This is a genomic window from Roseovarius sp. MMSF_3298, assembly GCF_030733705.1.
GTDB classification, from domain to species: domain Bacteria; phylum Pseudomonadota; class Alphaproteobacteria; order Rhodobacterales; family Rhodobacteraceae; genus Roseovarius; species Roseovarius confluentis.
The window spans coordinates 15,518-38,198 of record NZ_JASHIN010000003.1; the positions used below are offsets into that span (position 1 = coordinate 15,518).

Below are 22,681 nucleotides of genomic sequence, written 5' to 3' on the forward strand. Positions count from 1 at the left end.
CAAAGGAGACCCGTCATGCTCACCTGCATCATCCGCTACCACGTCGACCCCACGAAACACGCCCAGTTCGCGCACTACGCCCGCAACTGGGGCACCGCCATCCCGCGCTGCGGCGCCGACCTCATCGGCTATTTCGCTCCGCACGAAGGCTCCTCGACCCTGGCCTACGGAATCTACAACATCCCCAGCCTGGCCGAATACGAAGCCTATCGCGCCCGCCTCGTCGCCGATCCGCTGGGGCGCGAAAATTACGCCTTCGCGCAATCCGAAAACTTCCTCTTGCGCGAGGACCGCACCTTCCTGAAATGTGTCTCCACACCGCAGCAAGGAGAAACCAAATGATCGCCGTCATCTTCGAGGTCATGCCGCACCCTGACCAGAAAGACGCCTATCTCGACATGGCCGCCAAGATGAAACCGCTTGCGGAAGGCATAGACGGCTTCATCTCGGTCGAACGCTTTCAAAGCCTGGTGAACCCGGAAAAGCTGCTCTCCCTCAGCTTCTGGCGCGACGAGGCCGCTCTGGACGAATGGCGCCGGCTTGAGGCTCACCGCGGCGCCCAGCGCGCAGGCCGCGAGATCATGTTCGACGATTACCGCCTGCGCGTCGTGTCGGTCATCCGCGACTACGGCATGTTCGAGCGCGACGAGGCGCCAGACGACAGCAAGCAAGTCCACGGCGGCTGAGGCCGCGCTCCCCGTCCCGGGCCTGACCCGGGACCTCCCGCGGCAGGAAATCCCGGATCAAGTTCGGAACATCGCACCATACGAAAACGTATGTCCAACGCCGTCAGATCAGCCCGCGCGCCTTCAGATCCTTCAGCACCGCCTCGGTATCCTGCCCCCGCGCGGGCACCGGGTTCGGCGCCCGGGCCTTCCCGTCGAACCGGGGCGCCGGGGCCGGTTGGAACCCGCCTTCTGTATTGTGCCAGATCGCGCGCGCGGCGATATGCGGATCCTCCGCCGCCTCCCACGGACTCAGCACAGGCGCGACACAGGCGTCCGACCCCTCGAACAGGTCGGCCCAATGACCAACCGGCTGCGCCGCGAAAACCGCCGTCAACCGCGCCGTCTGCTCGCGCCACTGCGCCCGATCATACTGCGCCGCAAATAGCGGGTCGTCATCCAGCCCGAGAAGGTCCAGAAACATCGCATAGAACTGCGGCTCAAGGCATTGCACCGACAGGTACCGCCCGTCGGCACAAACATATGTCCGCCCCCAGGGCGGCGCGTCCAGCAGGCTCTGCCCCCGCTCCTGCGACAAGTTCCCAGCCCCCGCCATCGCCATGAAAAGCGCCATCATATGCGCCGACCCGTCGGTGATCGCCGCATCCACCACGGTGCCTTTTCCCGTCCGCTGTGCATTGAGCAGACCGCTCAGCACACCGGCCACAAGGTACAGCGCCCCGCCCCCGATATCCCCCACGATCGTCGGCGGCGTCAGCGGCGCGTCGCCCGGGGTCGAAGCATAGTAGAGCGCCCCCGCCGTGGCGATATAGTTATAGTCATGCCCCGCCAGATGCGCCCGCGGCCCGCCTTGCCCCCAGCCCGTCATCCGTCCATAAACCAGCGTCGGATTGCTCTCCGCAAACACCTCCGGCCCCAGCCCAAGCCGCTCCATCACCCCCGGCCGCAGCCCCTCGATCAGCGCATCGGCCTCGTTCACCATCGCCTTCGCAACAGCCATGTCGCCGGGATCCTTGAGATCCAGCACCACGGCCCGCTTGCCGCGGTCGAGCATGTTGCGCTCGCCCATCGTCGGATTGGCAGGTCCCGGCCTCTGAACAACCGTTACCTCCGCGCCCAGATCCGCCAACATCATGGCGGCGAAGGGTGCGGGGCCTAGGCCCTCGAACTCTACTACCTTGATGCCGGCAAGCATTGCGGCGCCTCCTGATCGGCCTGGGCGGCACGGGCGAACCCGCTGAGCGTATGAAAGGCCAGTCCACGGTCGGTGATTTCGCGCAGCAGACGGTCGATTTGCCGGTGCGCGCTGTAGCGGCCCGGACCCGCCCTGCGCGGGCGGATGTCATGACCGTTGAAGATGCCGACGCCGCGATGCGCGACCAGCATGTCGAGCGCGGCGCCGATCTCCCGCCAGCTCCGGCTGCCGGGATTCTGAAAGTCGATCAAGCCGATGCTGCTCACCGCCCCGTCGGGATCGGGCCGCTGGTAGATCCGCTTCGGCACATCTTCGACCGACAGATCGCGCCCGCTGCCGGCGCGGGTGATCTGAAAATAGGGCGCTGTGGCCGCGCGGGTTTGCCGGTTGGAGCCATAGAAAGGGCTGGCATAGCTGGTGGTCGGGAAGCCGAGCGCGCGATGCTCTGCCACGCCACGGGCGATCTCGTTTTCCAGCCAGTGGTCGAGGCCATGCTGGCGCAGGTAGGGCTGCAATTTCTCGTGGTTGCGGCCGTGATAGGCGATTTCGTGACCGTCCTCCTGCAACTGGTGCAGGCCATCGATCTGCGCAGGCGTCGCGGCGTGCATCCAGCAGACGCAGAAGGTGGCGCGGGCGTCATGCGCCTGAAAGATCGGTCGCGCGGCGAGCCAGTTCTCGACATAGAGGTCGTCGAAAGTGAGGCAGACACCGGGCGTGATCACACCACCACCTCGATCTCCTCCTGGTCCCCCACCCCGAATACCCGCTTGTAGCGGTCGATCTGGCCCTCCGGCCCCATGGCCTTGCGGGGGTTGTCCGACAGCTTGACGGTCGGGCGGCCGTTGGCGGCCACCGCCTTGCAGACGAGCGAGAAGGGGGCGAGAGCGTCGCCGGGGGTAAGGCCGCGAAAGTCGTTGGTCAGCAGCGTGCCCCAGCCGAAGGAGACGCGGGCGCGGCCCGCGAACTGCTTGTGCAGCGACAGGATCTTCTCCTCGTCCAGCCCGTCGGAAAAGATGATCAGCTTCTGCGTCGGGTCCTCGCCACGGTCCTTCCACCACTGGATGGCGGTCTCTGCGCCGCGGGCGGGGTCGCCGCTGTCAACGCGGATGCCCGTCCACCCCGCCAGCCAGTCGGGCGCCTTGGCCAGAAACCCTTCGGTACCGTATGTATCGGGCAGGATGATCCGCAGGTTGCCGTCGTGTTCGTCGTGCCAGTCGGACAGGACCTCGTAGGGGGCGCGGGCCAATTCCTCGTCATTCTCGGCCAGCGCGGCATAAACCATTGGCATTTCGTGCGCGTTGGTGCCGATCGCCTCGAGGTCGCGGTTCTTGGCGATCAGGCAGTTGGAGGTGCCGACGAAATTGTCCCCCAGCCGTTCGGTCATCGCCTGCACGCACCAATCCTGCCATAGGAAAGAATGCCGCCGCCGCGTGCCGAAATCGGCGATACGCAGGCCGGGCGTGTCGCGCAGCACTTCGGTCTTTTCCCACAGGCGGGTCATGGCGCGGGCGTAAAGCACCTGAAGCTCGAACCGGGCCATGTCGTGCAGCACCGCGCGCGACCGCAGTTCCATCAGCACCGCCAGCGCCGGGATTTCCCACAGCATGACCTGCGGCCAGGTACCCTCGAACGTAAGTTCGTACTGCCCATCGCGTTTTTCCAGGTGATAGGGCGGCAGACGCAGCTTCTCGAACCAGTCCATGAATTCGGGCGTGAACATCTGCCGCTTGCCATAGAACGTGTTGCCGCGCATCCACGTCGACTCCCCCCGCGACAGCGACAGCGAGCGGATGTGGTCCAGTTGCTCGCGCAGCTCGCCCTCGTCCACCAGTTCAGCCAGCCGGATATCCTTGCTGCGGTTGATCAACGAGAAGGTAACGGAGGTGTGCGGACGGTTGCGGAACACCGACTGGCACATCAGCAGCTTGTAGAAATCGGTGTCGATCAGCGAACGGACGATCGGGTCGATCTTCCATTTATGGTTCCAGACACGGGTTGCAATGTCGACCATGGCGGCCTCCGGGTAGTCAATTTGCCGCCCGTTAGAGCAAAAGGGTCAGGTTTCCGCAAGCGCGGCGCGGGTCGCCGTGGCCAGCCGCTCGATCCCGGTCACCAGCTTGTCCTCGGTATTGTAGGTAAAGTTGATGCGGATCGAACTGTGGTCACGCCCTTCGGGATCGAACACCGACGAGGGCGAAATGCACACCCCATGGTCCAGCCCCACCTCCATCAGCCGGTTGGTATCCAGCGCGGGGTCCTTCGCCGTGGCCCACACGAACATGCCCCCCGTGGGCTGTTCCCACGTGAACAGTTCCGGCAGGTGTTCGTCCATCGCAGCACACAGCGCATCACGCCGCTTGCGGTAAAGGTCGAGGATATTGGGCAGCATGTCATCGGCCAGCCCGGTGGCGAAGGCGTCATGGGTGATCTGCTGGCACAGGCCGCTTGTGCACATGTCGGCGCTCTGTTTGGCGGCCTTCAGCACCTCGATCATCTCGGGCGCCGCGATGATCCAGCCGATCCGCAGCCCCGGCGCCAGCTCCTTGGATACCGTGCCAAGATAAATCACCGGCCCGTCATAAGGCGCCCCGGCCCGCTCGGCAGACAGCGTCAGCATCCGCGGCATCGGCGCGTCGTCATAATAAAGCGTGCCGTAAGGGTCGTCCTCGATCAGCCAGGTGCCGGTCTCGTGCGCGGCATCCACCAGCCGCCGGCGCGTCGCCGCATTCACCAGCTTGCCCGTAGGGTTCGAGAAATTCGGCACGGTATAGGCAAACTGCGCACCGGTCATGGCCGCCACCGGGTCAAGGTCATTCGCCTCCAGCCGCATCGGGCGATAGACCGGCTGGCGCGGCCGCCAGTTGTCCAGCGCCCCGAGGTAGGCGGGCGTCTGCGAGGCGACGGTGCTGCCCTCCTCCAGCAACACCGTACCCAGCAGGTTCAGGGCCTGCGCCCCGCCCGCGGTGATCAGCACGTTGTCGCGCGTCAGCGTCAGGTCCCCTTCCGAATACCGCGCCGCAATCAGGTCGCGCAGCTTGGGCAGTCCCGCGACGGGGGCATAGGCCAGCGTTTCGTCCGCGTGGTCGGCCACGGCGGACGTCGCCAGCTTCGTCATGTCCTCGATCGGCCAGATCTCGGTGCCCGGCAGACCACCGCCAAGGTTGACCAGCCCCGGGATGCGCCCGGCGGCCAGGAAAGTGGCGGTCACGTCGTTGGTGTCGTCAAGCCATTTGGCAAAGGCGGGGCGCTGGGGCATCGGCTGTCTCCCGAAGTCGTGCAAGGGGTCGGGGCGTGCATAAAGGAAAATGAACGTCTGTTCAATTCCCGTCCTGCGCGCTCAGTCGGCAGGCGCAAACGCCTCGACCGACAGGATGGTGGGCATGTGCCGCGCAATCTCGCGCCAGCTGTCGCCCTCGTCAAGGCTGGCAAAGACAGACCCCGAATTGGTCCCGAAATACAGCCCCGGCGCATCCAGCGTGTCCCCCGCCATGGCCTGCCGCAGCACGGTGAAAAAGCAGTTCTCCTGCGGCAACCCCTCGCGCAGCGCCGCCCACGTCTCGCCCCCGTCGCGCGACCGCCAGACCGCGCAGGCCGCATCGGGCGGATACCGCCCCGCCATGTCGCCATTCAGCGGCAGCGTCCAGATCGTGCGCGGGTCGCGCGGATGCACCCGGATCGGAAAGCCGAAGGTCGAGGGCAGGCCCGGCGTGATATCGTCCCACGACCGCCCGCCATCAGACGACCGCCAGACGCCGTGATGGTTCTGCTGATAAAGCAGGTCCGCATCGCCCGGCGCGCGCATGATGTTATGCACGCAATGCCCGGTCTCTCCGCCGCTCGGGGCGGCGGGATGGTCATGCGCGCCGCAGGCCTCGGTATTGGACAGCCGGTTGCGCCGCTCCCAGCTCGCCCCGCCATCCTCGGTGGCAAAGACCCCCGCGGCGGAAATCCCGATCCACTGCTTTTGAGGCGCGCCGGGGTCGAACACGATCGAGTGCAGGACAAGCCCCGCGGCCCCGGGGTTCCAGTCCTTCGCCGATGGATGCTCGGTCAGTGCATCGACCTGGCGCCATGTCCGACCGTGATCCGTGCTCTTCAGCAGGGTCGCGGGCTTCGTCCCGGCATACAGCGTCCCGTGTGCGAACCCCAGCGACCAGACCTGTTCAAAGGCGTCGTCGAACGGCAGCGGCGCGTCGGTCCAGCCGATCATCTCGGCAAAGCCCGGATCGTTCGCCGCCCAGTCGTCCATCTGCCCCCGCGTCAGGCGCTCCAGCGTCCAGGACCGGCCCCGATCCTCGGACCGCCACACGCCCGCCCCGTAAAACGCACCGCCACCCCCAGCCCAGATCGTGCCGCTGTGGGGATCGCCCGCCATGTGGTTGATGCACCAGCCGTCGCAATGCGGGCCGGTGACGTCCCAACAGTCGCGGCCCGCGTCTGCGGACAGGATAAAGGCACCCTTTGTGGTGCCGACAAGGAGGCTGACACTGGGGGAAGACATGGCAGAGGGCTCCGCTTGGTTTGGCGGAGCCTACCACGTCCCGCCGCGATTCCCGAGAGCGGGAACCGGCCGATCCCGATCCGTCAAAGACGGTCTTTTTCCCATCGGGCAAGAGGCCCCGGATCAGGTCCGGGGCAGGAAGCGGCCGATACGAAGGTCACGCCCATAACCCGGCGAAATGATGCGTCGGTCCATGCCCGGACCCGACATCCAGCGCCCCGGCCCCGGCAATCGCCCGCGCGACATAGGCCTTGGCCTCGGCCACCGCCTCGGGCAGAGGTTCTGCCCTCCCGATCCGGGCCGCCAGCGCAGCCGACAGGGTGCATCCCGTACCGTGGGTGTTCCGCGTCGCCACCCGCGTGCCCTCGAACCAATGCACACCGTCCGCATCGGCCAGCACGTCCGGGCTGTCCTCGCCCTCCAGGTGCCCACCCTTCAGCAGCACCGCGCCACAGCCCAGCGCCCGCAGCGACTGCGCCTGTTCTGCCATCGCTTCCCGCGTCGCCGCCTCGGCGCAGCCCAGCAACGCCGCCGCCTCCGGCAGGTTCGGCGTGATCACCGCCGCCTTCGGCACCAGCGCCTCGCGCAGCGCCACCACCGCGTCCTCGGCCAGGAGCGATGCGCCTCCCTTCGCCACCATCACCGGGTCCAGCACCACCGGCACGTCCGGCAAGGCGTCCGCCACCGCCCGGGCGATCTCTGCCGTGGCGATCATCCCGATCTTCACCGCGTCGATCCGCACGTCCTCGGCTACCACCCGGATCTGGTCGGCCACGAAGTCCGGCGGCACCAGATGCACGCCCTGCACGCCTTGGGTGTTCTGCGCCGTCAACGCCGTCAGCGCCGCCATCCCGTAGGCTCCGTTCGCCGAGATCGCCTTGAGATCGGCCTGCACGCCCGCACCGCCCGACGGGTCCGAGCCCGCGACCGACAGGATGTTGGCGATCCGGCCCTTGGCTGTGTTCCTTGTGTCGGGGGTCATCCGGCTCCTTTCGCGGCGTCGAAAGGCTGGGTCCGACCGGCTCCGGTCGCGCCTTCCTCCGCCAGCATGATCTGGGTCAGGTTCAAAGGGTGCATCTCAGCCCGAAGGCGCCCCTGGCTTGTGCCGAACGATAGGCGCAGTGGCCCGCCTGTCAACCGCAACCGCGCCGGCGCAACGCACGCTCCGTTGATCCGGCCACCTGCAAAAAACCGCACCGTCGCAATACCACTTGAATACCGACGTGATACCGACGTTCGGATTCGCCTTCTCGGGTCCCGTTAACCTTTCGATTCGCTTCAGGGGGTTGGAAGCCTTCGCCACAGGGGCTATCTTGCTCTCTTGCACCGCCCGGAAGGCAGAAATCGACATGGTCAAGCCCAAGATCAATCCAAACTACAAGGTCGTCGCCGAGAACCGCAAGGCGCGGCACGACTATGCCATCGAGGACGATCTGGAATGCGGCATGGTGCTCGCAGGGTCCGAGGTCAAATCCCTACGCCAGAAGACCTCCAACATCGCTGAAAGCTATGCCGCGGTCGAGGATGGCGAGCTGTGGCTGGTCAACAGCTACATCGCACCCTACGAACAGGCCGTGCCTTTCGGCCACGAGGACCGGCGCCGCCGCAAGCTCTTGGTTTCGCGCAAGGAAATGGCGCGTCTGTGGAACGAGACCCAGCGCAAGGGCATGACCCTCGTGCCGTTGGTGATGTACTTCAACGACCGCGGCATCGCCAAGATCAAGATCGGCATCGCCAAGGGCAAGAAGAACACCGACAAGCGCCAGACCGAGGCCAAGCGCGACTGGAACCGCCAGAAGCAGCGGCTTTTGCGCCACGGTATGTAGGCGTCTCGGATTACACCCTCTGCGGGTGCCGCCGCTTTTGCTATATTCTCCCTCGTTCCGGGCGCACAGCGCGGGATAGCACGGGGGAGCGGGAAGCATGGACTTACTGATCAGCCTCATTGCCGGCGCCATCGGCGGCAACATCGCCGGCGGCCTCGTGCCCCGCCTGAACGTGGGCGTTCTGATCAATTCTGGTGCCGGTGTTCTCGGCGGCGCTCTTGGCAGCCACGCCCTTGGTTTGCTGGGCTTTGGCGGCCTTGCGCAAACCGCGCCCGACAGCGTGGCGCTCGACCCCACGGCACTGACGACGCAACTGGCCGCGGGCGCACTTGGCGGCGGCGCATGCCTTCTGGCCGCTGGCCTGCTGCGCAATCTGTTGACCCGCTGACCCAGGGAACAGCACACCCCGTCCGCTTGCACTGTCCCGCGTCCCGCGCTACGTCAATGGCAATGGTTTCAGGGGGCTGTCATGGCAAACGACGATCCGAAAACACTGGTATCCACCGATTGGCTGGCGGCGCATCTCAATGATCCTGACCTGCGGGTCCTTGACGCAACCTACTTCCTGCCGGGCATCGACCGCGATGCAAAGGCGGAATACGATCAGGCGCACATCCCCGGCGCCCGGTTCTTCGATATCGACGATATTTCCGACCATCGTTCCGACCTGCCGCACATGGCGCCTCCAGTGGAAAAGTTCATGTCGCGCATGCGCCAGATGGGCGTGGGCGACGGTCACCAGGTGGTGGTCTACGACACCCATGGCCTCTTCTCGGCGGCCCGCGTGTGGTGGCTATTCCGCCTGATGGGACAATACGACGTGGCCGTCCTGGATGGTGGCCTGCCCAAGTGGCTGGCCGAGGGCCGCCCGACCGAGGACCTGCCCCCGATGATCCGGGACCGGCACATGACCGTCCGGCGCGAAGCGCACCGGGTCAAGGATGTCACACAGGTCGCTTCCGCCTCCAAGCTGGGCGACTACACCATCCTCGACGCCCGTGCGCCCGGCCGGTTCCGGGGTGACGAGCCTGAGCCGCGCGAAGGGCTGCGGGCCGGGCACATCCCCAACTCCCGCAACGTCCCCTACAGCACTTTGCTCAACGACGACGGCACGATGAAATCCCCCGACGACCTGCGCACCATCTTCGATGCCGCCGGCGCGGATCTCACGAAACCCGTCATCACAAGCTGCGGCTCCGGCGTGACCGCCGCGGTGATCAATCTTGCGCTGGAACGGATCGGCAAGACCGACCACGCGCTCTACGACGGATCATGGACCGAATGGGGAGCCTTTCCTACCGTCTCCGTCGCAACCGGAGAAGCCTGATGTTTGAACACCTAAAAGAGCAACCTGCCGACAAGATCCTAGCCCTCATGCAGGCCTACAAGGACGATCCGCGCGACACCAAGATCGACCTCGGCGTCGGTGTCTACAAGGATGCCGAAGGCCGCACGCCGATCATGCGCGCCGTCAAGGCCGCCGAGAAGGAATGGTGGAAAGAGGAAGAGACCAAGGCCTATGTCGGCCTCGCGGGCGACCCGGCCTTTTCCGACGCGATGATCAAGCTGATCCTCGACGATGCCGCCCCGCGCGACGCGGTGGCGGCGGTGGCCACGCCCGGCGGCACCGGCGCGGTGAGGCAGGCGTTCGACCTGGTGAAAATGGCCAACCCGGATGCGCGCGTCTTCGTGTCGGACCCGACCTGGCCAAACCACCTCAGCATCCTGAAACACATGGGGATCGAACACGTCCCCTACCGCTATTTCGACAATGAAACCGGCGGCGTCGATTTCGACGGCATGATGCAGGATCTGGATGGGGTTCAGGCAGGCGACGTGATCCTGCTGCACGGCTGCTGCCACAACCCGACCGGCGCCAACCTGACGATGCAGCAATGGGGCGAAGTGACCGATCTAGCGAACGCCAAGGGCGCTATCCCGATGATCGACATCGCCTACCAAGGCTTCGGCGACGGCCTCGATGCTGATGCGGCCGGCACGCGCCACGTTGTGTCCTCCTGCCCCGAGGTCCTGATCGCAGCAAGCTGCTCCAAGAACTTCGGGATTTATTGCGAGCGGACAGGTCTTCTGATGGCCGTCTGCCAGGACAGCGCCCGCCGCCCCACGACGCAGGCCAATCTCGCATATCTGAACCGCCAGAACTATTCCTTCCCGCCCGACCATGGCGCACGGCTGGTTTCGCTGGTGCTGAACGACGACGCCCTGCGCGCCGACTGGCAAGCAGAACTCGAAGAGGTCCGCCGCGGCATGCTCGGCCTGCGCGAGCAACTCGCCCAGGAACTGCGCACGCTCTCGGGCTCGGACCGCTTCGGCTTCATCGCGCAGCATCGTGGCATGTTCTCGCGTCTCGGCCTCGCGCCCGACAAGGTCGAGGCGCTGCGCAAGGACCACGCGATTTACATGGTGGGCGACAGCCGGATCAACATCGCCGGGCTCAACTCAAGGACGGTGCCGCTGCTGGCGCAGGCGATCATTGACGTGGGCGCCTGAGCGCACCGTTAACGATTGTTGAAATTTTCGGGGTAATCTTCGGGCGGTGATATCTTGCGCCGCCCGCTCTCTTTTGCCCGCCTCAGGTCCCGTAACGCGCCAGGAAGGTTTCGACCGCGCCCTGAACCACGCGCTCGATCCCCGCCTCGGACGTGTCACAGTCCACACCGCACAGGCAGCGGACGAACAGATCGCACTTGCACAACTCCCCGAACTGCTTCGTCGCAAGGTCCATGTCGTCGATCTTCAGCTCCCCGCGATCCACATAGGGGGTCAGCAGCCGTCCCATGCGTTCGCTGAACAAGCCGGGACCGGACGCATAGAACCTCTGGCCCAGTTCGGGAAAGCGATAGGATTCGGCGACGCAGATGCGGAACATCTGCAGCCCGAAATCCGACAGGAAAAAACGCACCGCGCGATTGGCCGCCTCCAGCAGAACCTCTCGCGCCGTGGCGCCCGGGTTGATTTGCTGCAACGCCTCTTCGGCCTGCCGATTGCATTCGACCCGCGCGACCTCGGAAAACAGCAAGCGCTTGTCCGGGAAGTAACTGTAAAGCGTCGCCTTGGACACGCTCGCGGCGCGCGCGATGTCATCCACGCTGGCGCCTTCGAACCCGTCTCGCATGAAAATCTGCCGTGCACCCTCAAGCACTTGGTCGAATTTTCGACCTTTCTTGATCTCGGCGTCCATGGCCGTCATGCAAGTCCTCCTGCCTGTTCCTGTCAGCTTACAGGTCGTGGGCGGCGAACTGCAAGCCTGTCTGCGGGCGGGCGCGGAAGGAGAGGACGAAGGAACACCCACCCACAGACGGTTCGCGCCGGGTTACTGCGCATCGATGCCGCCGTCACCCTGCGTCACGGGCTCGGGCGCGGGCTGGGGAAATGTCAGAACCGGCGTCAGGCTCGACATGTCAACATTCATTGCCATGGAGGGGGATGCCAGCGCCGAGGCGGCAAGGGTCAGTGTCAAAAGAAGAGGTTTCATATCGCGTTTCCTTATCTGAACCATTCAGTTCACAATCGCCAATCTAAACAGATCAGTTCAGCTTGCAAGGGCTAAAGTAAACTATTCGGTTCAGATTTTTGCATACCTGCTATTCAAGTATGATCGGACGCCCCGGGCTTGACCTATTCAGCCTCTCAGGTACATTAGAATTATTCTAAACTACTGGAGGTCACCCGATGATTCCCGGTGTCACGTCCCGCCGTCGTTTCTCGGACCTGTCCGAGCAGGAAATCCTCGCACTCGCCATCTCCTCTGAAGAGGACGACGCCCGCATCTACCGCAGCTACGCCGAGATGCTGCGGGCTGAATATCCCGATACCGCGAAGATCTTCGATGGCATGGCAACCGAGGAAAACGAGCACCGCCGCCGCCTGATCGACCTCCACCAAGAGCGTTTCGGCGACGTGATCCCGCTTATTCGGCGCGAGCACGTGGCCGGCTATTACGCCCGCCGGCCCGTCTGGCTGATGGAAAACCTCGGGATCGAGCGCATCCGCGCCGAGGCCGAGGCAATGGAAAGCGATGCCGAACGCTTTTACCTCAACGCGGCCAAGGCCACGACGGATGCCGCCACCCGCGCCCTGCTGGGAGATCTGGCCGCCGCCGAGGCCGGACACCAGGGCCGCGCCGGAGAGCTCGAGGAGCAACATCTCGACGCCGACGCCCGAGACAGCGAGGAGCGCACCGCCAAGCGTCAGTTTCTTCTGGCCTGGGTGCAGCCGGGTTTGGCCGGACTCATGGACGGGTCGGTCTCGACCCTCGCCCCGATCTTCGCCACCGCCTTCGCCACGCAGGATACCTGGACCACGTTCCTCGTCGGCCTCGCCGCCTCCGTCGGCGCCGGCATCTCCATGGGCTTCACCGAAGCGGCCAGCGATGACGGCGAACTGTCTGGCCGTGGCAGTCCCATCAAACGCGGCTTCGCCTCGGGCATCATGACCACCGTCGGCGGGCTGGGCCACGCCCTGCCGTATCTCATCCCCGATTTCTGGACCGCCACGATCATCGCCGTCATCGTGGTCTTCGTCGAGCTTTGGGCCATCGCGTGGATCCAGAACCGCTACATGGAAACCCCGTTCTTTCGCGCCGCCTTCCAGGTGGTGCTGGGCGGGGCACTGGTCTTCGCCGCAGGGGTACTGATCGGCAGCGGCTGACATCATCGCGATTGACGCGCCCCGCCAGCATGCTACCACCGCGTCATGCTGGATATCTTCATGCAAACCCTGCCCTTCTTCCTGCTGATCGGGCTTGGCTACTGGGCAGGGCGCACCGGGTTCTTCAGCGAAGAGGCCACGGCCTACCTCACGAAATTCGTCTTTTACTTCGCCCTGTCGGCGATGCTATTCCGGTTCTCCGCGAACCTGACGATGAGCGAGATCTTCGACTGGCGGTTCGTGATGGCCTACCTCTGGGGCACGGCCTTCGTTTACGGGCTGGTGACGCTGGTCGCCTTCTTCCGCAAGCTCAAGGCCGAAGAAGCGGCGTTCGAGGCTCAATGCGGCGTGATCGGCAACGTGGGCTTTCTCGGCGTGCCGATGCTGACCCTGCTGCTGGGGCCGGATGCCATCGGACCCGTGATGCTGGTGCTGGCCGTCGACCTCATCGTGTTCGGTTCGCTCATCGTGATCGTCGTCACCGGCACCCGTGACGGACGCATGAGCTTGGGGATCTTTCGCACCGTCGGCATCGGCCTCGTGAAAAACCCGATGATCGTGTCCATCACGCTCGGGCTCGCGTGGTCCGCCTTCGACCTCCCGATCCACCCGGTCATGAACGATTTCCTGTCCCTGCTGGGCGGCGCGGCGACCCCGGGCGCGCTCTTTGCCATCGGCGCGTCGCTTGCCACCAAATCCGCCGAACGCCCCTTCGCCGCGGGCTGGCTCAGCTTCAACAAGCTGATCCTGCATCCGCTCTTCGTCGCCTTTTCCGCGCTCTACCTTTTCCCGGTCGATCCCTACCCGGCCGCCGTGATGATCACCGCCGCCGCCCTGCCCGTCGCCGGCAACGTCTACATCCTGGCCGAGCACTACCGCGTCGCGCCCCAGCGGGTCTCGGCCTCGATCCTGGTCTCTACCGCCGTTGCCGTCTTTACCGTGTCGATCGTCATTGGCTGGGTCACCGGCCTATACCAGTAATCGGCCTGCCCCGCTGCCCGGCATTTGCAAAACTGAAACCTGTTGGCGCTATGCCGATGCCGACAAAATTCGCGGTTGGCCGCAGGGCTGGGCATGATACGGTCCGCGCGACAGCCGCCGGGTGACGACAGTCCGGTGTCTCACCGCTCAAAGGACAGAAGGAAGATCGTGATGGAAACCGTTTCGGAAAATGCCTGCTTCGGCGGCACGCAAGGTGTCTACACCCACACATCCAAGGCGTGCGACTGTGACATGACATTCGGCCTGTTCATGCCGCAGGAGGCGAAATGGGGCACCGTGCCCGTGCTGTGGTATCTCTCAGGTCTCACCTGCACCCATGAAAACGCCATGACCAAGGCCGGCGCACAACAATGGGCCGCCGAACAGGGCATCGCGCTGGTCTTCCCCGACACCTCGCCGCGGGGCGAGGGCGTGGCAAATGACGACGCTTTCGACCTCGGGCAGGGCGCGGGCTTTTATGTCAACGCCACCCAGGACCCCTGGGCGCCGCATTTCCGCATGTGGGACTACGTGACCGAGGAGCTGCCCGTTCTGATCGCCTCGAACTTCGCCATCGACAGCGCCCGTCAGGCCATCACCGGCCACTCCATGGGCGGGCACGGCGCGCTGACCATCGCGATGAACATGCCCGACCGCTTCGCCTCGGTCTCGGCGTTCTCGCCCATCGTGAACCCCACGCAAAGCAGCTGGGGCCGCAAGCAGTTCGGCGCTTACCTGGGCTCTGACGAAAGCCAGTGGGCCAAGCATGACGCCACGCTTCTGATGAACGAGAAGGGCTTCGATGGTCCGATTTTGTGCGATACCGGAACCTCGGACCAGTTTCTGGACCTTCTGATGCCCGAAAGCTTTGCCAAGGCTTGCGCCACCCGCCGCCAGCAATCCATCCTGCGCATGCAGCCCGGTTACGACCACAGCTATTTCTTCGTCTCCTCCTTCATGGAGGAACACGTCGCCTTCCACGCCGAAGCGCTCTACGCAGGGTAAGACATGAGCCATTACGACCTCATCATCATCGGCTCCGGCCCCGCCGGACGCTCTGCCGCGATCCAGGCGGGCAAGCTGAAACGCCGGGTGCTGGTCGTGGACCGCAAGGAGCGCCTGGGCGGCGTGTCGGTGCATACCGGCACGATCCCGTCCAAGACCTTGCGGGAAACCGTGCTCAACCTCTCGGGCTACCGCGAGCGCAGCTTTTATGGCCGCTCTTACCGGGTAAAGGACGATATCGGCGCGCAGGATCTCAAGATGCGCCTGCACAAAACCCTCGATTACGAGGTCGACGTGCTGGAACACCAGTTCAACCGCAACCACGTCGATACCCTGCACGGGCTGGCCAGTTTCACCGGGCCCAATGCCCTCGACGTGGCGACCGAGGCGGGCGAGACCATGTCGCTCACCGCCGATCGGTTCCTGATCTCCACGGGCACCAAGACGTACCGTCCCGATTACGTGCCTTTCAACGGCAAGACGGTCGTGGACAGTGACGAGTTTCTCGAACTGGGCCAGATCCCGCGCAGCCTTGTCGTTGTGGGCGCGGGCGTGATCGGCGTCGAATACGCCACCATGTTCTCGGCCCTCGACGTGCGCGTCACCCTGATCGAGCCCCGCGACAGCTTCCTAGACTTCATCGACAAGACCCTGATCGACGATTTCACACACCAGATCCGCGAGAATGGCGTCGACCTGCGCCTCGGCTCGGCCATCGAGACGATCGAGGACGCGGGTGAGCATATCGAGACCACGCTCGCCAACGGGCGGCACGTCCGCTCCGAGATGCTGCTCTTCGCCGCCGGGCGCATGGGCGCCACGGATCGGCTGGGCCTCGACAAGGCGGGACTGAAGACCGACCACCGCGGCCGGTTGGAGGTGGATCGCAAAACCTACCAGACGAGCGTGCCGCATATCTATGCTGCGGGCGACGTGATCGGGCATCCCTCGCTCGCCTCGACCTCACTGCAACAGGGCCGCATCGCCGCCTGCCACGCGCTCGATACGCCCACCCTGCCCGAAAGCCCGTGGTTCCCCTACGGCATCTATTCCGTGCCAGAGATTTCCACCTGCGGCATGTCCGAGGAAGAAATGCAGGAGCGCGGCATCGCTTACGAGGTCGGCATCGCCCGCTTTCGCGAAACTTCCCGCGGGAACATCATGGGTCTGGAACACGGGATGCTGAAGATGCTCGTGTCGCTGAAGACCCGCCGCGTGCTGGGCGTTCAGATCGTCGGCGAAGGCGCGACCGAGCTCATTCACATCGCGCAGGCCGTGCTGAACCTGAAGGGCGCCGTAGACTATTTCGTGCAGAACACGTTCAACTATCCAACGCTGGCCGAGGCCTACAAGATCGCCGGTCTGGACGCCTTCAACCGCATGCCCATCCCCGAGGAATACAAGGTCGCGCGCGGCGCCAAGGCGGCGGAATAGGCCCATGTCCCTCTACGTTGACGCCGATGCCTGCCCGGTCAAGGACGAGGTCGAGCGGGTCGGCACCCGTCACAAGCAAAAGATTTTTATCGTCTCCAACGGCGGCTTGCGCCCCTCGCGCAATCCGCTGGTGGAAACCATCATCGTGCCCGACGGCCCCGATGTGGCCGACATGTGGATCGCCGAGCGTGCCGGGCCGGGCGACGTCGTCATCACCGGCGACATCCCCCTCGCGGCCAAATGCGTCGAGGCAGGCGCGCTGGTGTTGAAACACAATGGCGAGGCGTTGACCCAAGCCAATATCGGCAACGCGCTGGCCACCCGTGACCTGATGAGCGATCTGCGCGCCGCCGATCCGTTCCGGCAGGGCGGCGGCAAGGGGTTCACCAAGGCCGACCGCTCGCGCTTTCTCGATGCGCTGGAACGCATGGTCCGCAAGGCAGCGCAAGGATGAGCGTGTCGCGCACGAACCTTGCCGGCGCGGGCTGCGCCCTGCTGGCTGTCATGTGCTTTTCGCTGAACGACGTGGGCATCAAATTCCTGTCTAACGACTATGCCCTGCACCAGATCGTGTTTTTCCGGTCGGCCATCGGCTTGCTGACCTTCGCGGTGATTTTCCTGCCTTTCTACGGCCTGCGGGTGCTGCGCACGCGGCGCCCCGGCGCGCACCTGTTGCGCGGGATCTGCGTGGTCGGCGCCAACTCTTGCCTCTTCCTCGGACTGGCGGCGATGCCCATCGCCGACGCGGTGGCGGTGTTCTTCATTTCGCCGCTGGTCATCACCGTCTTCTCGGTGATCTTCCTGCGCGAAACCGTGGGCGCCCGGCGCTGGGCGGCCATCGCCGTGGGCTTCGTGGGCGTTCTGGTGATCGTCAAGCCCGGCACCTCAGCCTTTCAGGCTGCCGCCCTCCTGCCCATGGCCGCGGCGGTGCTTTACGCCGTAATTCACATGGTCGCCCGCAAGGTCGGCGGTACGGAATCGGCGGCGACCATGGCGGTTTACATCCAAATCACCTTCATCCTCTCCTGCAGCATCATCGGTCTTTCGATCGGCGATGGAAAGTTCGCCCAGCAGGATCACGCCTCGCTGGCCTTCCTGTTCCGTGCGTGGGGTACGATCGCGGCGCATGACTGGTGGATTCTGGTCATGCTGGGCGTCAGCAGCGTGCTGGGCGGGTTCTTCATCAGCCAAGCCTACCGCATTTCCGAGGCCGCGTTCGCCGCGCCCTTCGAATACGTCGCCATGCCCATGGCCATTATGTGGGGCGTCACTGTGTTCGGCACGTGGCCGGACCGCACAGCGTGGATCGGGATCGCCCTGATCCTGGGTTCCGGCCTCTACCTGATCTGGCGCGAGTCCCGGAAGGATCAGATCGTAGCCAGTGACGAACCCCGCCACCTGTGACGCGCGCGGCGTTTGACGCCAACCGCGCCAGCACGCATACCTTCCGATACCAAAAGCAAGGAGCGCGCCCATGAGCATATCCATCATCCCCTTCGACGAAGGCGAGACGCTGCTCGACTGGCTGGCGCTCTGCGACACGTTCGAGGCCGGTCATAAGCGCCCCAAGGCCGAGATCGGCGATACCTTCCTCTACCGCGACCCTGACACGCTGCTCAGCCGGTCGGCTTGGATCGACGGGATGGGGCTGGCGGTCAAATCCGCCACGATCTTCCCCGGCAACCCCGACAAGGGCGAACCGATGATCAACGGTTCGGTCAGCGTCTTTTCCGACAGCAATGGCAGCTTGGAGGCCGTCATCGACTTCCACCTCGTGACCAAGTGGAAGACCGCCGGAGACAGCCTTTTCGCCGCTCGCCGGCTCGCAAGGCCCGACAGCCGCAACATCCTGATCGTCGGCGCGGGCACCGTGGGCCGGTCGCTCTTCCAGGCCTACAGCGCGGGCTTTCCCGACGCACAATTCACCGTCTGGAACCGCACCCGCGCCAATGCCGAGGCGATGGTGAATGATTGCCCCGGCCTGACCGTGGCCGACGACCTGGAAACCGCCGTGCGAGCCGCCGACATCGTCACCTCTGCCACCATGTCCACCGAACCCGTGCTCAAGGGCGACTGGTTCCAGCCCGGCCAGCATATCGACCTTATCGGCGCCTACCGCCCCGACATGCGAGAGGCCGACGACACCGCCCTGCAACGCGCCCGCGTCTTTGTCGACAGCTACGACACGACGGTGGGTCATATCGGCGAGATCAAGATCCCGCTCGAGGCCGGCACGATCACCCGCGATCACCTCGTAGCCGACTATTACGAGCCGGAACACTTCACCCGCGGCAGCGACGAAGACATCACCCTCTTCAAGAACGGCGGCGGCGCGCATCTGGACCTGATGACCAGCCGTTACATCCTCGAAGCTTGGCAGGCGGCGCGGTGATCGGCTGGGCGTTCCTCTCCGCCGGAACGGCCCTTGTCGCCGCCCCCTTAATCGCCGAGGCCTTCCGCCCTCGCGTCACCAACAAGCAACGCGCAGCGGCCACGGGCCAGGTGGCCGATCTACCGAACGGCCCGACATGGTTCCAGTGGCGCGGGCCCGAAGATGGCCCTGTCGCGGTCTGCGTCCACGGCCTGACCACGCCCAGCTTTGTCTGGGGTCCGCTCGCCGACCACCTCTCCGGGATGGGCTTTCGCGTCCTGACCTATGACCTTTATGGCCGCGGCCTCTCGGCCCGCCCCAAAGGCGAACAGGTCAGCACATTCTTCACAGCCCAGCTTGCCGCGCTGCTGGATCACCAGGGGATCGAGGGCGACTTCACCCTGCTCGGCTATTCCATGGGCGGTGCCATCGCGGCGGGATTTGCCGCTGCACATCCCGACCGGGTGTGCCAGCTTTGCCTGATCGCGCCCGCCGGTCTGGGTCACGACCTCGGGCCGGTGGCCCAGATGGCCATCAACCACCCCAATATCGGCAAGTGGATGATGCTGGGCTTTTATCCCCGGAGCCTGCGCCGTGGCCTGAACTCCGAACGTAGCCTGCCGTCGGCCATCCCCGACATGGTCGATCTGCAAATTGCCGAAAGCCGCAAACACGGGTTCGCACCTGCCGTCTTGTCTTCGCTCAGGGGCATCATGGACGAAGACCTCGCCCCCGCCCACCGCGCCATCTGCGACGCCGGTATTCCGACCTTGGCGATCTGGGGCGAGACCGACGACGTGATCCCCCTCGCGGGCCGCGACCGGCTGGCAGCACTGAACCCAACTGCGCGCAACGTCGTCATCCCCGGCGCAGGGCACACGCTGGCCTACACCCATGTGGCCGAGGTCTCCGGAGTCATGGACACGCTTCACGTCGCAAAGGGCGTGGCGCCCTAATCCAGTTGGGACCGCGCTGCTTCGCAGGCGCTGCCATCGGCGTCGACATCGCAAACGCGCTGCCACGCGTCCCGCGCCTTGGCAGTGTCACCCGCCTGCGCCCATTCCGCGCCCAACATGTAACAGCCCCAAGGTGCCTGCGCCGTGCAGGCCGTCTCGTAGGTGCGAACTTGGCACTCCCGCGCCTCGGCGACGGCGGGTCGCGTTCCCGCGATCCAGCTGCCGCGCGTCGCCGTGGCGCCGGCATTCGTGCACGCATTGGCGTCCCCTGCCGCGCATGCGGCCATGAAGAAAGGAAACTTCACCGTGGCCTGGCCCTCGACGTCCAGCTCGATTTCCACCGCGCGCGCCAGTCCGAAACAGGCCCGCGCCTGCCCCGTCCGGCACAACGCCAAGCACCATCCCGGTCGATCCGTACAATCCCGCGAACCGCCCGGCGTGCGGCCGAGGTCGCGAAAAACATCCGCCGGGCACATCTCGCGAAAGGCCGAAAAAGTCGGATCTTCCTGCCCCGCGCGCAACGTCTGATGATACCGTTCGGGCGTGGCGGCGATCCAATCGTCGACGTCCTCCGCAAAGGCCGGGCCCAGCGCCAGAAGAAACAGCGCCGCGAGCGTCAGGCCAAGGCACCGCGCGGCAGCGCCCGTTCTTTTACCGGAAGATGCACGATTGCTGAAAATGCGCCCACTCCCACGCCGATCCACCAGACCATCGAATAGTTTCCGTAGATATCATACAACTGCCCCCCCAGCCAAACACCCAGGAAACTACCCAGCTGGTGACTGAAGAAAACGATCCCGTAAAGCGTACCCATGTATCTCAGCCCATAGATATACGCGATCAGCCCGCTGGTCAGTGGCACGGTCGCCAGCCACAGTGACCCCATCGCCGCCGAGAACAGCAGCACACTGGTCGGCGTGATCGGAAACAGGATGAAAGCGGCCGCGACAAGGGTCCGCCCGGTATAGATCGCGGCCAGCAACAGCTTCTTGGAGTGGCGTTTTCCCAACCATCCAGCCGTCAGCGTCCCCGCGATATTGGCCAGCCCGATCAGCGCGATGGCCACCGCCCCCAGCGCCGAGGTCGTGGTCACCCCCATGTTGTGCAACACGCTGCCCGCCACGATCGGCCCGCAATACTCCGTCACGAAGGCCGGGAAATGTGCGGTGATAAAGCCTAGCTGGTAGCCGCAGGAGAAAAAGCCGAGAAAGATCAGCGTATAGCTCGGATCGCGGAACGCCTTGACCAGAATCTGGCCCATGGTCTCTGCCAACTCCGCCGTGCTGGCGGGTTCCGGCGCGCGCATGAGCGGCAGGCAGGCCAGTACAGCCAGGATCGCCGCCGCGAAGATCAGGAAGACCGACTGCCAGCCCATCATCGACAGCAGGTACTCTGCAATAGGTGGACCGAATACCTGCCCCGCCGATCCGGCCGCCGTCGCGATGGCCAGGCTCATCGAGCGGTTCTCGTCGCTGCTGGCGCGCCCCACCACGGCGAGGATCACGCCAAACCCTGTGCCCGCAATCCCGAATCCCACAAGCACTTCGTACAGCTGATGCGCCAGCGGCGTCGTGGCAAAGGAAGATAGCACCAGTCCGGCGGCATACATCAACGCACCAAGGATGATGGCCTTGCGGTCGCCCACTTTCTCGGCAATCGCGCCGAATATCGGTTGGCCGATCCCCCAGGCCAAGTTCTGCACCGCGATGGCCAGGCTGAACTCCACCCGCAGCCAGTTGAATTCCTCGGCAATCGGGATCTGGAACACACCGAACGCCGCCCGGATCGAGAACGACACCAGCATGATCAAGCAGCCCGCCATCAGCACAGGCGTGAAGATCGACGCGGATTTCTGCATGGGACCCTCCGAAGAATGCCGCGACAGTACCCGCCCCCGCCGAAGCGTCAATTCAGCGATTGTGATGCATACAATTCGGCTTCGCGAACCGCTTCCTGCTTTCCACGCCGTCGCAGCTTCGGTATCCACAAGGGCATGGAGACGGTCCCCGACAAATACGAACGCCTGGTCGACGAGGGCGTTCTGAAACGCGACGATGCGCAGGTCGCGGTCGTCGAGGAGCTGGAGCGTCTGCGCGCCGATCTGGCTCAACCCCAGAAAAAGGGGTTCTTTCGCAGGCAGGTCGAGGCGCCCAAAGGTCTTTACCTCTGGGGCGGTGTCGGGCGCGGCAAGTCGATGCTGATGGATATGTTCGTGGAAACGCTGTCGGTGCCCAAGCGCCGCGTGCATTTCCATGCCTTCATGCAGGAGATCCATGCCGGGATGCACAAGGCCCGCGCCGCCGGAAAAGAAGACGCGCTGGCCCCCGTCGCCAAGGAGGTGTCGGATTCGGTGCGGTGCCTGGCCTTCGACGAGATGCAGATCACCGACATCACCGACGCCATGATCGTGGGCCGGCTCTTCGAGTCGCTATTCGCTTCGGGTGTCGCGGTGGTGACAACCTCCAACCGCGAGCCCGACGAACTTTACAAGGACGGTCTCAACCGCCAGCTGTTCCTGCCCTTCATCGAGCTTCTGAAAGAACGGATGGTCATCCACGAGATGGTCAGCCCCACCGACCATCGTCAGGGTCGGCTGGCAGGCAGTCCAACGTATTTCACACCAAATACCCCAGAGGCCCGCGCCAAGATCAAGGAAGTGTGGCGCGACCTGACCGAGGGCAAGGGCGCGCCACTAACCCTTGTCGTCAACAAACGCGAGGTTGAGATTCCCGCTTTTCACAACGGCGTGGCGCGGGCCAGTTTCTATGACCTCTGCGGGCGCTCGCTTGGTCCCGCTGATTATCTTGCCCTCGCTCAGGCAGCCCGGGTTCTGGTGCTGGAAAACATACCACAACTCAGCCGGTCGAACTTCAATGAGGCCAAGCGATTTGTGACCCTGATCGACGCGCTTTACGAGGCAAAGGTCCGACTCGTCTGCTCTGCTGCCGCAGAACCCGAGTATCTATACGTCGAAGGTGAGGGCAGCTTTGAATTCGAACGCACCGCGAGCCGCCTTCGAGAGATGCAATCCGAAGGCTGGGGCCAGGACGCGTGA

25 protein-coding genes and 1 riboswitch are annotated in these 22,681 nt (G+C 64.7%); of the genes, 15 read left to right on the forward strand and 10 right to left on the reverse strand.

Features of this window, described 5'->3' with window-relative positions:
• The first annotated feature begins 15 nt into the window (after positions 1-15).
• Positions 16-342: an NIPSNAP family protein gene (locus tag RBB18_RS03805; protein WP_306110264.1), complete on the forward strand. Its 327-nt coding sequence runs from the start codon at positions 16-18 to the stop codon at positions 340-342.
• A complete protein-coding gene (locus RBB18_RS03810; protein WP_103762762.1) occupies positions 339-686 on the forward strand; it encodes an antibiotic biosynthesis monooxygenase in 348 nt (115 codons plus the stop codon). Before RBB18_RS03805 ends, RBB18_RS03810 begins: the two co-directional genes overlap by 4 nt.
• 103 nt (positions 687-789) lie before the next feature.
• Here RBB18_RS03810 and RBB18_RS03815 read toward each other — a convergent pair whose 3' ends face one another.
• The 6 genes from RBB18_RS03815 to thiD form a co-directional block, all read right to left on the reverse strand.
• The gene (locus RBB18_RS03815; protein WP_306110265.1) at positions 790-1,881 is read right to left on the reverse strand and encodes a CaiB/BaiF CoA-transferase family protein; all 1,092 of its coding nucleotides are present in this window, start codon (positions 1,879-1,881) and stop codon (positions 790-792) included.
• On the reverse strand, positions 1,860-2,603 hold the full coding sequence (locus RBB18_RS03820) for a polysaccharide deacetylase family protein (RefSeq protein WP_306110266.1): 744 nt from the start codon (positions 2,601-2,603) through the stop codon (positions 1,860-1,862). The genes RBB18_RS03815 and RBB18_RS03820 overlap by 22 nt, the downstream gene beginning before the upstream one ends.
• The gene (gene pncB / locus RBB18_RS03825; RefSeq protein WP_103762759.1) at positions 2,600-3,892 is read right to left on the reverse strand and encodes a nicotinate phosphoribosyltransferase; all 1,293 of its coding nucleotides are present in this window, start codon (positions 3,890-3,892) and stop codon (positions 2,600-2,602) included. The genes RBB18_RS03820 and pncB overlap by 4 nt, the downstream gene beginning before the upstream one ends.
• A 45-nt stretch (positions 3,893-3,937) precedes the next feature.
• Positions 3,938-5,137: a PLP-dependent aminotransferase family protein gene (locus RBB18_RS03830; protein ID WP_306110267.1), complete on the reverse strand. Its 1,200-nt coding sequence runs from the start codon at positions 5,135-5,137 to the stop codon at positions 3,938-3,940.
• Between the two features lie 81 nt (positions 5,138-5,218).
• Positions 5,219-6,382, reverse strand: coding sequence for a glycoside hydrolase (locus RBB18_RS03835; protein ID WP_103762757.1), 1,164 nt, complete (start codon positions 6,380-6,382; stop codon positions 5,219-5,221).
• Positions 6,383-6,539: 157 nt separating this feature from the next.
• Positions 6,540-7,364 carry a bifunctional hydroxymethylpyrimidine kinase/phosphomethylpyrimidine kinase gene (gene thiD, locus RBB18_RS03840; RefSeq protein WP_103762756.1) on the reverse strand — a complete coding sequence of 275 codons (825 nt, stop codon included), beginning with the start codon at positions 7,362-7,364 and terminating at the stop codon, positions 6,540-6,542.
• Between the two features lie 36 nt (positions 7,365-7,400).
• A riboswitch (TPP riboswitch) is annotated at positions 7,401-7,489 on the reverse strand.
• Between the two features lie 242 nt (positions 7,490-7,731).
• Between thiD and smpB the strand changes: the two genes are divergently transcribed.
• The 4 genes from smpB (at position 7,732) to RBB18_RS03860 (ending at position 10,719) form a co-directional block, all read left to right on the forward strand.
• Positions 7,732-8,208 (forward strand): SsrA-binding protein SmpB, encoded by a 477-nt coding sequence (smpB, locus tag RBB18_RS03845; RefSeq protein ID WP_057791393.1) that lies wholly within the window; start codon positions 7,732-7,734, stop codon positions 8,206-8,208.
• 97 nt (positions 8,209-8,305) lie between these two features.
• A complete protein-coding gene (locus tag RBB18_RS03850; RefSeq protein ID WP_103762755.1) occupies positions 8,306-8,596 on the forward strand; it encodes a hypothetical protein in 291 nt (96 codons plus the stop codon).
• Positions 8,597-8,677: 81 nt separating this feature from the next.
• Entirely contained in the window at positions 8,678-9,535 is an 858-nt protein-coding gene (gene sseA / locus RBB18_RS03855; protein ID WP_103762754.1) for a 3-mercaptopyruvate sulfurtransferase, read from the forward strand.
• Entirely contained in the window at positions 9,535-10,719 is a 1,185-nt protein-coding gene (locus RBB18_RS03860; protein WP_306110268.1) for an amino acid aminotransferase, read from the forward strand. Before sseA ends, RBB18_RS03860 begins: the two co-directional genes overlap by 1 nt.
• Positions 10,720-10,801: 82 nt before the next feature.
• Here RBB18_RS03860 and RBB18_RS03865 read toward each other — a convergent pair whose 3' ends face one another.
• Positions 10,802-11,419 carry a TetR/AcrR family transcriptional regulator gene (locus tag RBB18_RS03865; RefSeq protein WP_103762752.1) on the reverse strand — a complete coding sequence of 206 codons (618 nt, stop codon included), beginning with the start codon at positions 11,417-11,419 and terminating at the stop codon, positions 10,802-10,804.
• A gap of 123 nt (positions 11,420-11,542) precedes the next feature.
• Positions 11,543-11,704 carry a hypothetical protein gene (locus RBB18_RS03870; protein WP_306110269.1) on the reverse strand — a complete coding sequence of 54 codons (162 nt, stop codon included), beginning with the start codon at positions 11,702-11,704 and terminating at the stop codon, positions 11,543-11,545.
• Between the two features lie 197 nt (positions 11,705-11,901).
• Between RBB18_RS03870 and mbfA the strand changes: the two genes are divergently transcribed.
• From mbfA to RBB18_RS03910, 8 genes are all read left to right on the forward strand, one after another.
• Positions 11,902-12,879: an iron exporter MbfA gene (gene mbfA, locus RBB18_RS03875; protein ID WP_306110270.1), complete on the forward strand. Its 978-nt coding sequence runs from the start codon at positions 11,902-11,904 to the stop codon at positions 12,877-12,879.
• 45 nt (positions 12,880-12,924) lie between these two features.
• A complete protein-coding gene (locus RBB18_RS03880; RefSeq protein WP_306110271.1) occupies positions 12,925-13,860 on the forward strand; it encodes an AEC family transporter in 936 nt (311 codons plus the stop codon).
• 171 nt (positions 13,861-14,031) lie between these two features.
• A complete protein-coding gene (gene fghA, locus RBB18_RS03885; protein ID WP_103762749.1) occupies positions 14,032-14,865 on the forward strand; it encodes an S-formylglutathione hydrolase in 834 nt (277 codons plus the stop codon).
• A 3-nt stretch (positions 14,866-14,868) separates the two neighbouring features.
• On the forward strand, positions 14,869-16,299 hold the full coding sequence (gene sthA / locus RBB18_RS03890; RefSeq protein ID WP_306110272.1) for a Si-specific NAD(P)(+) transhydrogenase: 1,431 nt from the start codon (positions 14,869-14,871) through the stop codon (positions 16,297-16,299).
• A 4-nt stretch (positions 16,300-16,303) separates the two neighbouring features.
• Complete coding sequence (locus RBB18_RS03895) at positions 16,304-16,753, forward strand: YaiI/YqxD family protein (protein WP_103762747.1); 450 nt, start codon at positions 16,304-16,306, stop codon at positions 16,751-16,753.
• The gene (locus tag RBB18_RS03900) at positions 16,750-17,703 is read left to right on the forward strand and encodes a DMT family transporter (RefSeq protein WP_103762746.1); all 954 of its coding nucleotides are present in this window, start codon (positions 16,750-16,752) and stop codon (positions 17,701-17,703) included. Before RBB18_RS03895 ends, RBB18_RS03900 begins: the two co-directional genes overlap by 4 nt.
• A 70-nt stretch (positions 17,704-17,773) precedes the next feature.
• Positions 17,774-18,691: an ornithine cyclodeaminase family protein gene (locus RBB18_RS03905; RefSeq protein WP_103762745.1), complete on the forward strand. Its 918-nt coding sequence runs from the start codon at positions 17,774-17,776 to the stop codon at positions 18,689-18,691.
• The gene (locus RBB18_RS03910) at positions 18,688-19,626 is read left to right on the forward strand and encodes an alpha/beta fold hydrolase (RefSeq protein WP_306110273.1); all 939 of its coding nucleotides are present in this window, start codon (positions 18,688-18,690) and stop codon (positions 19,624-19,626) included. Before RBB18_RS03905 ends, RBB18_RS03910 begins: the two co-directional genes overlap by 4 nt.
• Here the strand turns inward: RBB18_RS03910 and RBB18_RS03915 are convergent.
• Entirely contained in the window at positions 19,623-20,330 is a 708-nt protein-coding gene (locus RBB18_RS03915) for a hypothetical protein (RefSeq protein ID WP_306110406.1), read from the reverse strand. The two genes, RBB18_RS03910 and RBB18_RS03915, sit on opposite strands and share 4 nt — an antisense overlap.
• Positions 20,243-21,484: an MFS transporter gene (locus tag RBB18_RS03920; RefSeq protein WP_103762743.1), complete on the reverse strand. Its 1,242-nt coding sequence runs from the start codon at positions 21,482-21,484 to the stop codon at positions 20,243-20,245. The genes RBB18_RS03915 and RBB18_RS03920 overlap by 88 nt, the downstream gene beginning before the upstream one ends.
• Positions 21,485-21,619: 135 nt before the next feature.
• Between RBB18_RS03920 and zapE the strand changes: the two genes are divergently transcribed.
• Positions 21,620-22,681, forward strand: a complete 1,062-nt coding sequence (gene zapE / locus RBB18_RS03925; protein ID WP_103762742.1) for a cell division protein ZapE — start codon at positions 21,620-21,622, stop codon at positions 22,679-22,681.

Bases quoted from the DNA above. Each gene is read 5' to 3' on its own strand.
- RBB18_RS03805 (WP_306110264.1), top strand. From the start codon at position 16: ATGCTCACCTGCATCATCCGCTACCACGTCGACCCCACGAAACACGCC.
- RBB18_RS03810 (WP_103762762.1), top strand. From the start codon at position 339: ATGATCGCCGTCATCTTCGAGGTCATGCCGCACCCTGACCAGAAAGAC.
- RBB18_RS03815 (WP_306110265.1), bottom strand. From the start codon at position 1,881: ATGCTTGCCGGCATCAAGGTAGTAGAGTTCGAGGGCCTAGGCCCCGCA.
- pncB (WP_103762759.1), bottom strand. From the start codon at position 3,892: ATGGTCGACATTGCAACCCGTGTCTGGAACCATAAATGGAAGATCGAC.
- RBB18_RS03830 (WP_306110267.1), bottom strand. From the start codon at position 5,137: ATGCCCCAGCGCCCCGCCTTTGCCAAATGGCTTGACGACACCAACGAC.
- RBB18_RS03835 (WP_103762757.1), bottom strand. From the start codon at position 6,382: ATGTCTTCCCCCAGTGTCAGCCTCCTTGTCGGCACCACAAAGGGTGCC.
- thiD (WP_103762756.1), bottom strand. From the start codon at position 7,364: ATGACCCCCGACACAAGGAACACAGCCAAGGGCCGGATCGCCAACATC.
- smpB (WP_057791393.1), top strand. From the start codon at position 7,732: ATGGTCAAGCCCAAGATCAATCCAAACTACAAGGTCGTCGCCGAGAAC.
- RBB18_RS03850 (WP_103762755.1), top strand. From the start codon at position 8,306: ATGGACTTACTGATCAGCCTCATTGCCGGCGCCATCGGCGGCAACATC.
- sseA (WP_103762754.1), top strand. From the start codon at position 8,678: ATGGCAAACGACGATCCGAAAACACTGGTATCCACCGATTGGCTGGCG.
- RBB18_RS03860 (WP_306110268.1), top strand. From the start codon at position 9,535: ATGTTTGAACACCTAAAAGAGCAACCTGCCGACAAGATCCTAGCCCTC.
- RBB18_RS03865 (WP_103762752.1), bottom strand. From the start codon at position 11,419: ATGACGGCCATGGACGCCGAGATCAAGAAAGGTCGAAAATTCGACCAA.
- RBB18_RS03870 (WP_306110269.1), bottom strand. From the start codon at position 11,704: ATGAAACCTCTTCTTTTGACACTGACCCTTGCCGCCTCGGCGCTGGCA.
- mbfA (WP_306110270.1), top strand. From the start codon at position 11,902: ATGATTCCCGGTGTCACGTCCCGCCGTCGTTTCTCGGACCTGTCCGAG.
- RBB18_RS03880 (WP_306110271.1), top strand. From the start codon at position 12,925: ATGCTGGATATCTTCATGCAAACCCTGCCCTTCTTCCTGCTGATCGGG.
- fghA (WP_103762749.1), top strand. From the start codon at position 14,032: ATGGAAACCGTTTCGGAAAATGCCTGCTTCGGCGGCACGCAAGGTGTC.
- sthA (WP_306110272.1), top strand. From the start codon at position 14,869: ATGAGCCATTACGACCTCATCATCATCGGCTCCGGCCCCGCCGGACGC.
- RBB18_RS03895 (WP_103762747.1), top strand. From the start codon at position 16,304: ATGTCCCTCTACGTTGACGCCGATGCCTGCCCGGTCAAGGACGAGGTC.
- RBB18_RS03900 (WP_103762746.1), top strand. From the start codon at position 16,750: ATGAGCGTGTCGCGCACGAACCTTGCCGGCGCGGGCTGCGCCCTGCTG.
- RBB18_RS03905 (WP_103762745.1), top strand. From the start codon at position 17,774: ATGAGCATATCCATCATCCCCTTCGACGAAGGCGAGACGCTGCTCGAC.
- RBB18_RS03920 (WP_103762743.1), bottom strand. From the start codon at position 21,484: ATGCAGAAATCCGCGTCGATCTTCACGCCTGTGCTGATGGCGGGCTGC.
- zapE (WP_103762742.1), top strand. From the start codon at position 21,620: ATGGAGACGGTCCCCGACAAATACGAACGCCTGGTCGACGAGGGCGTT.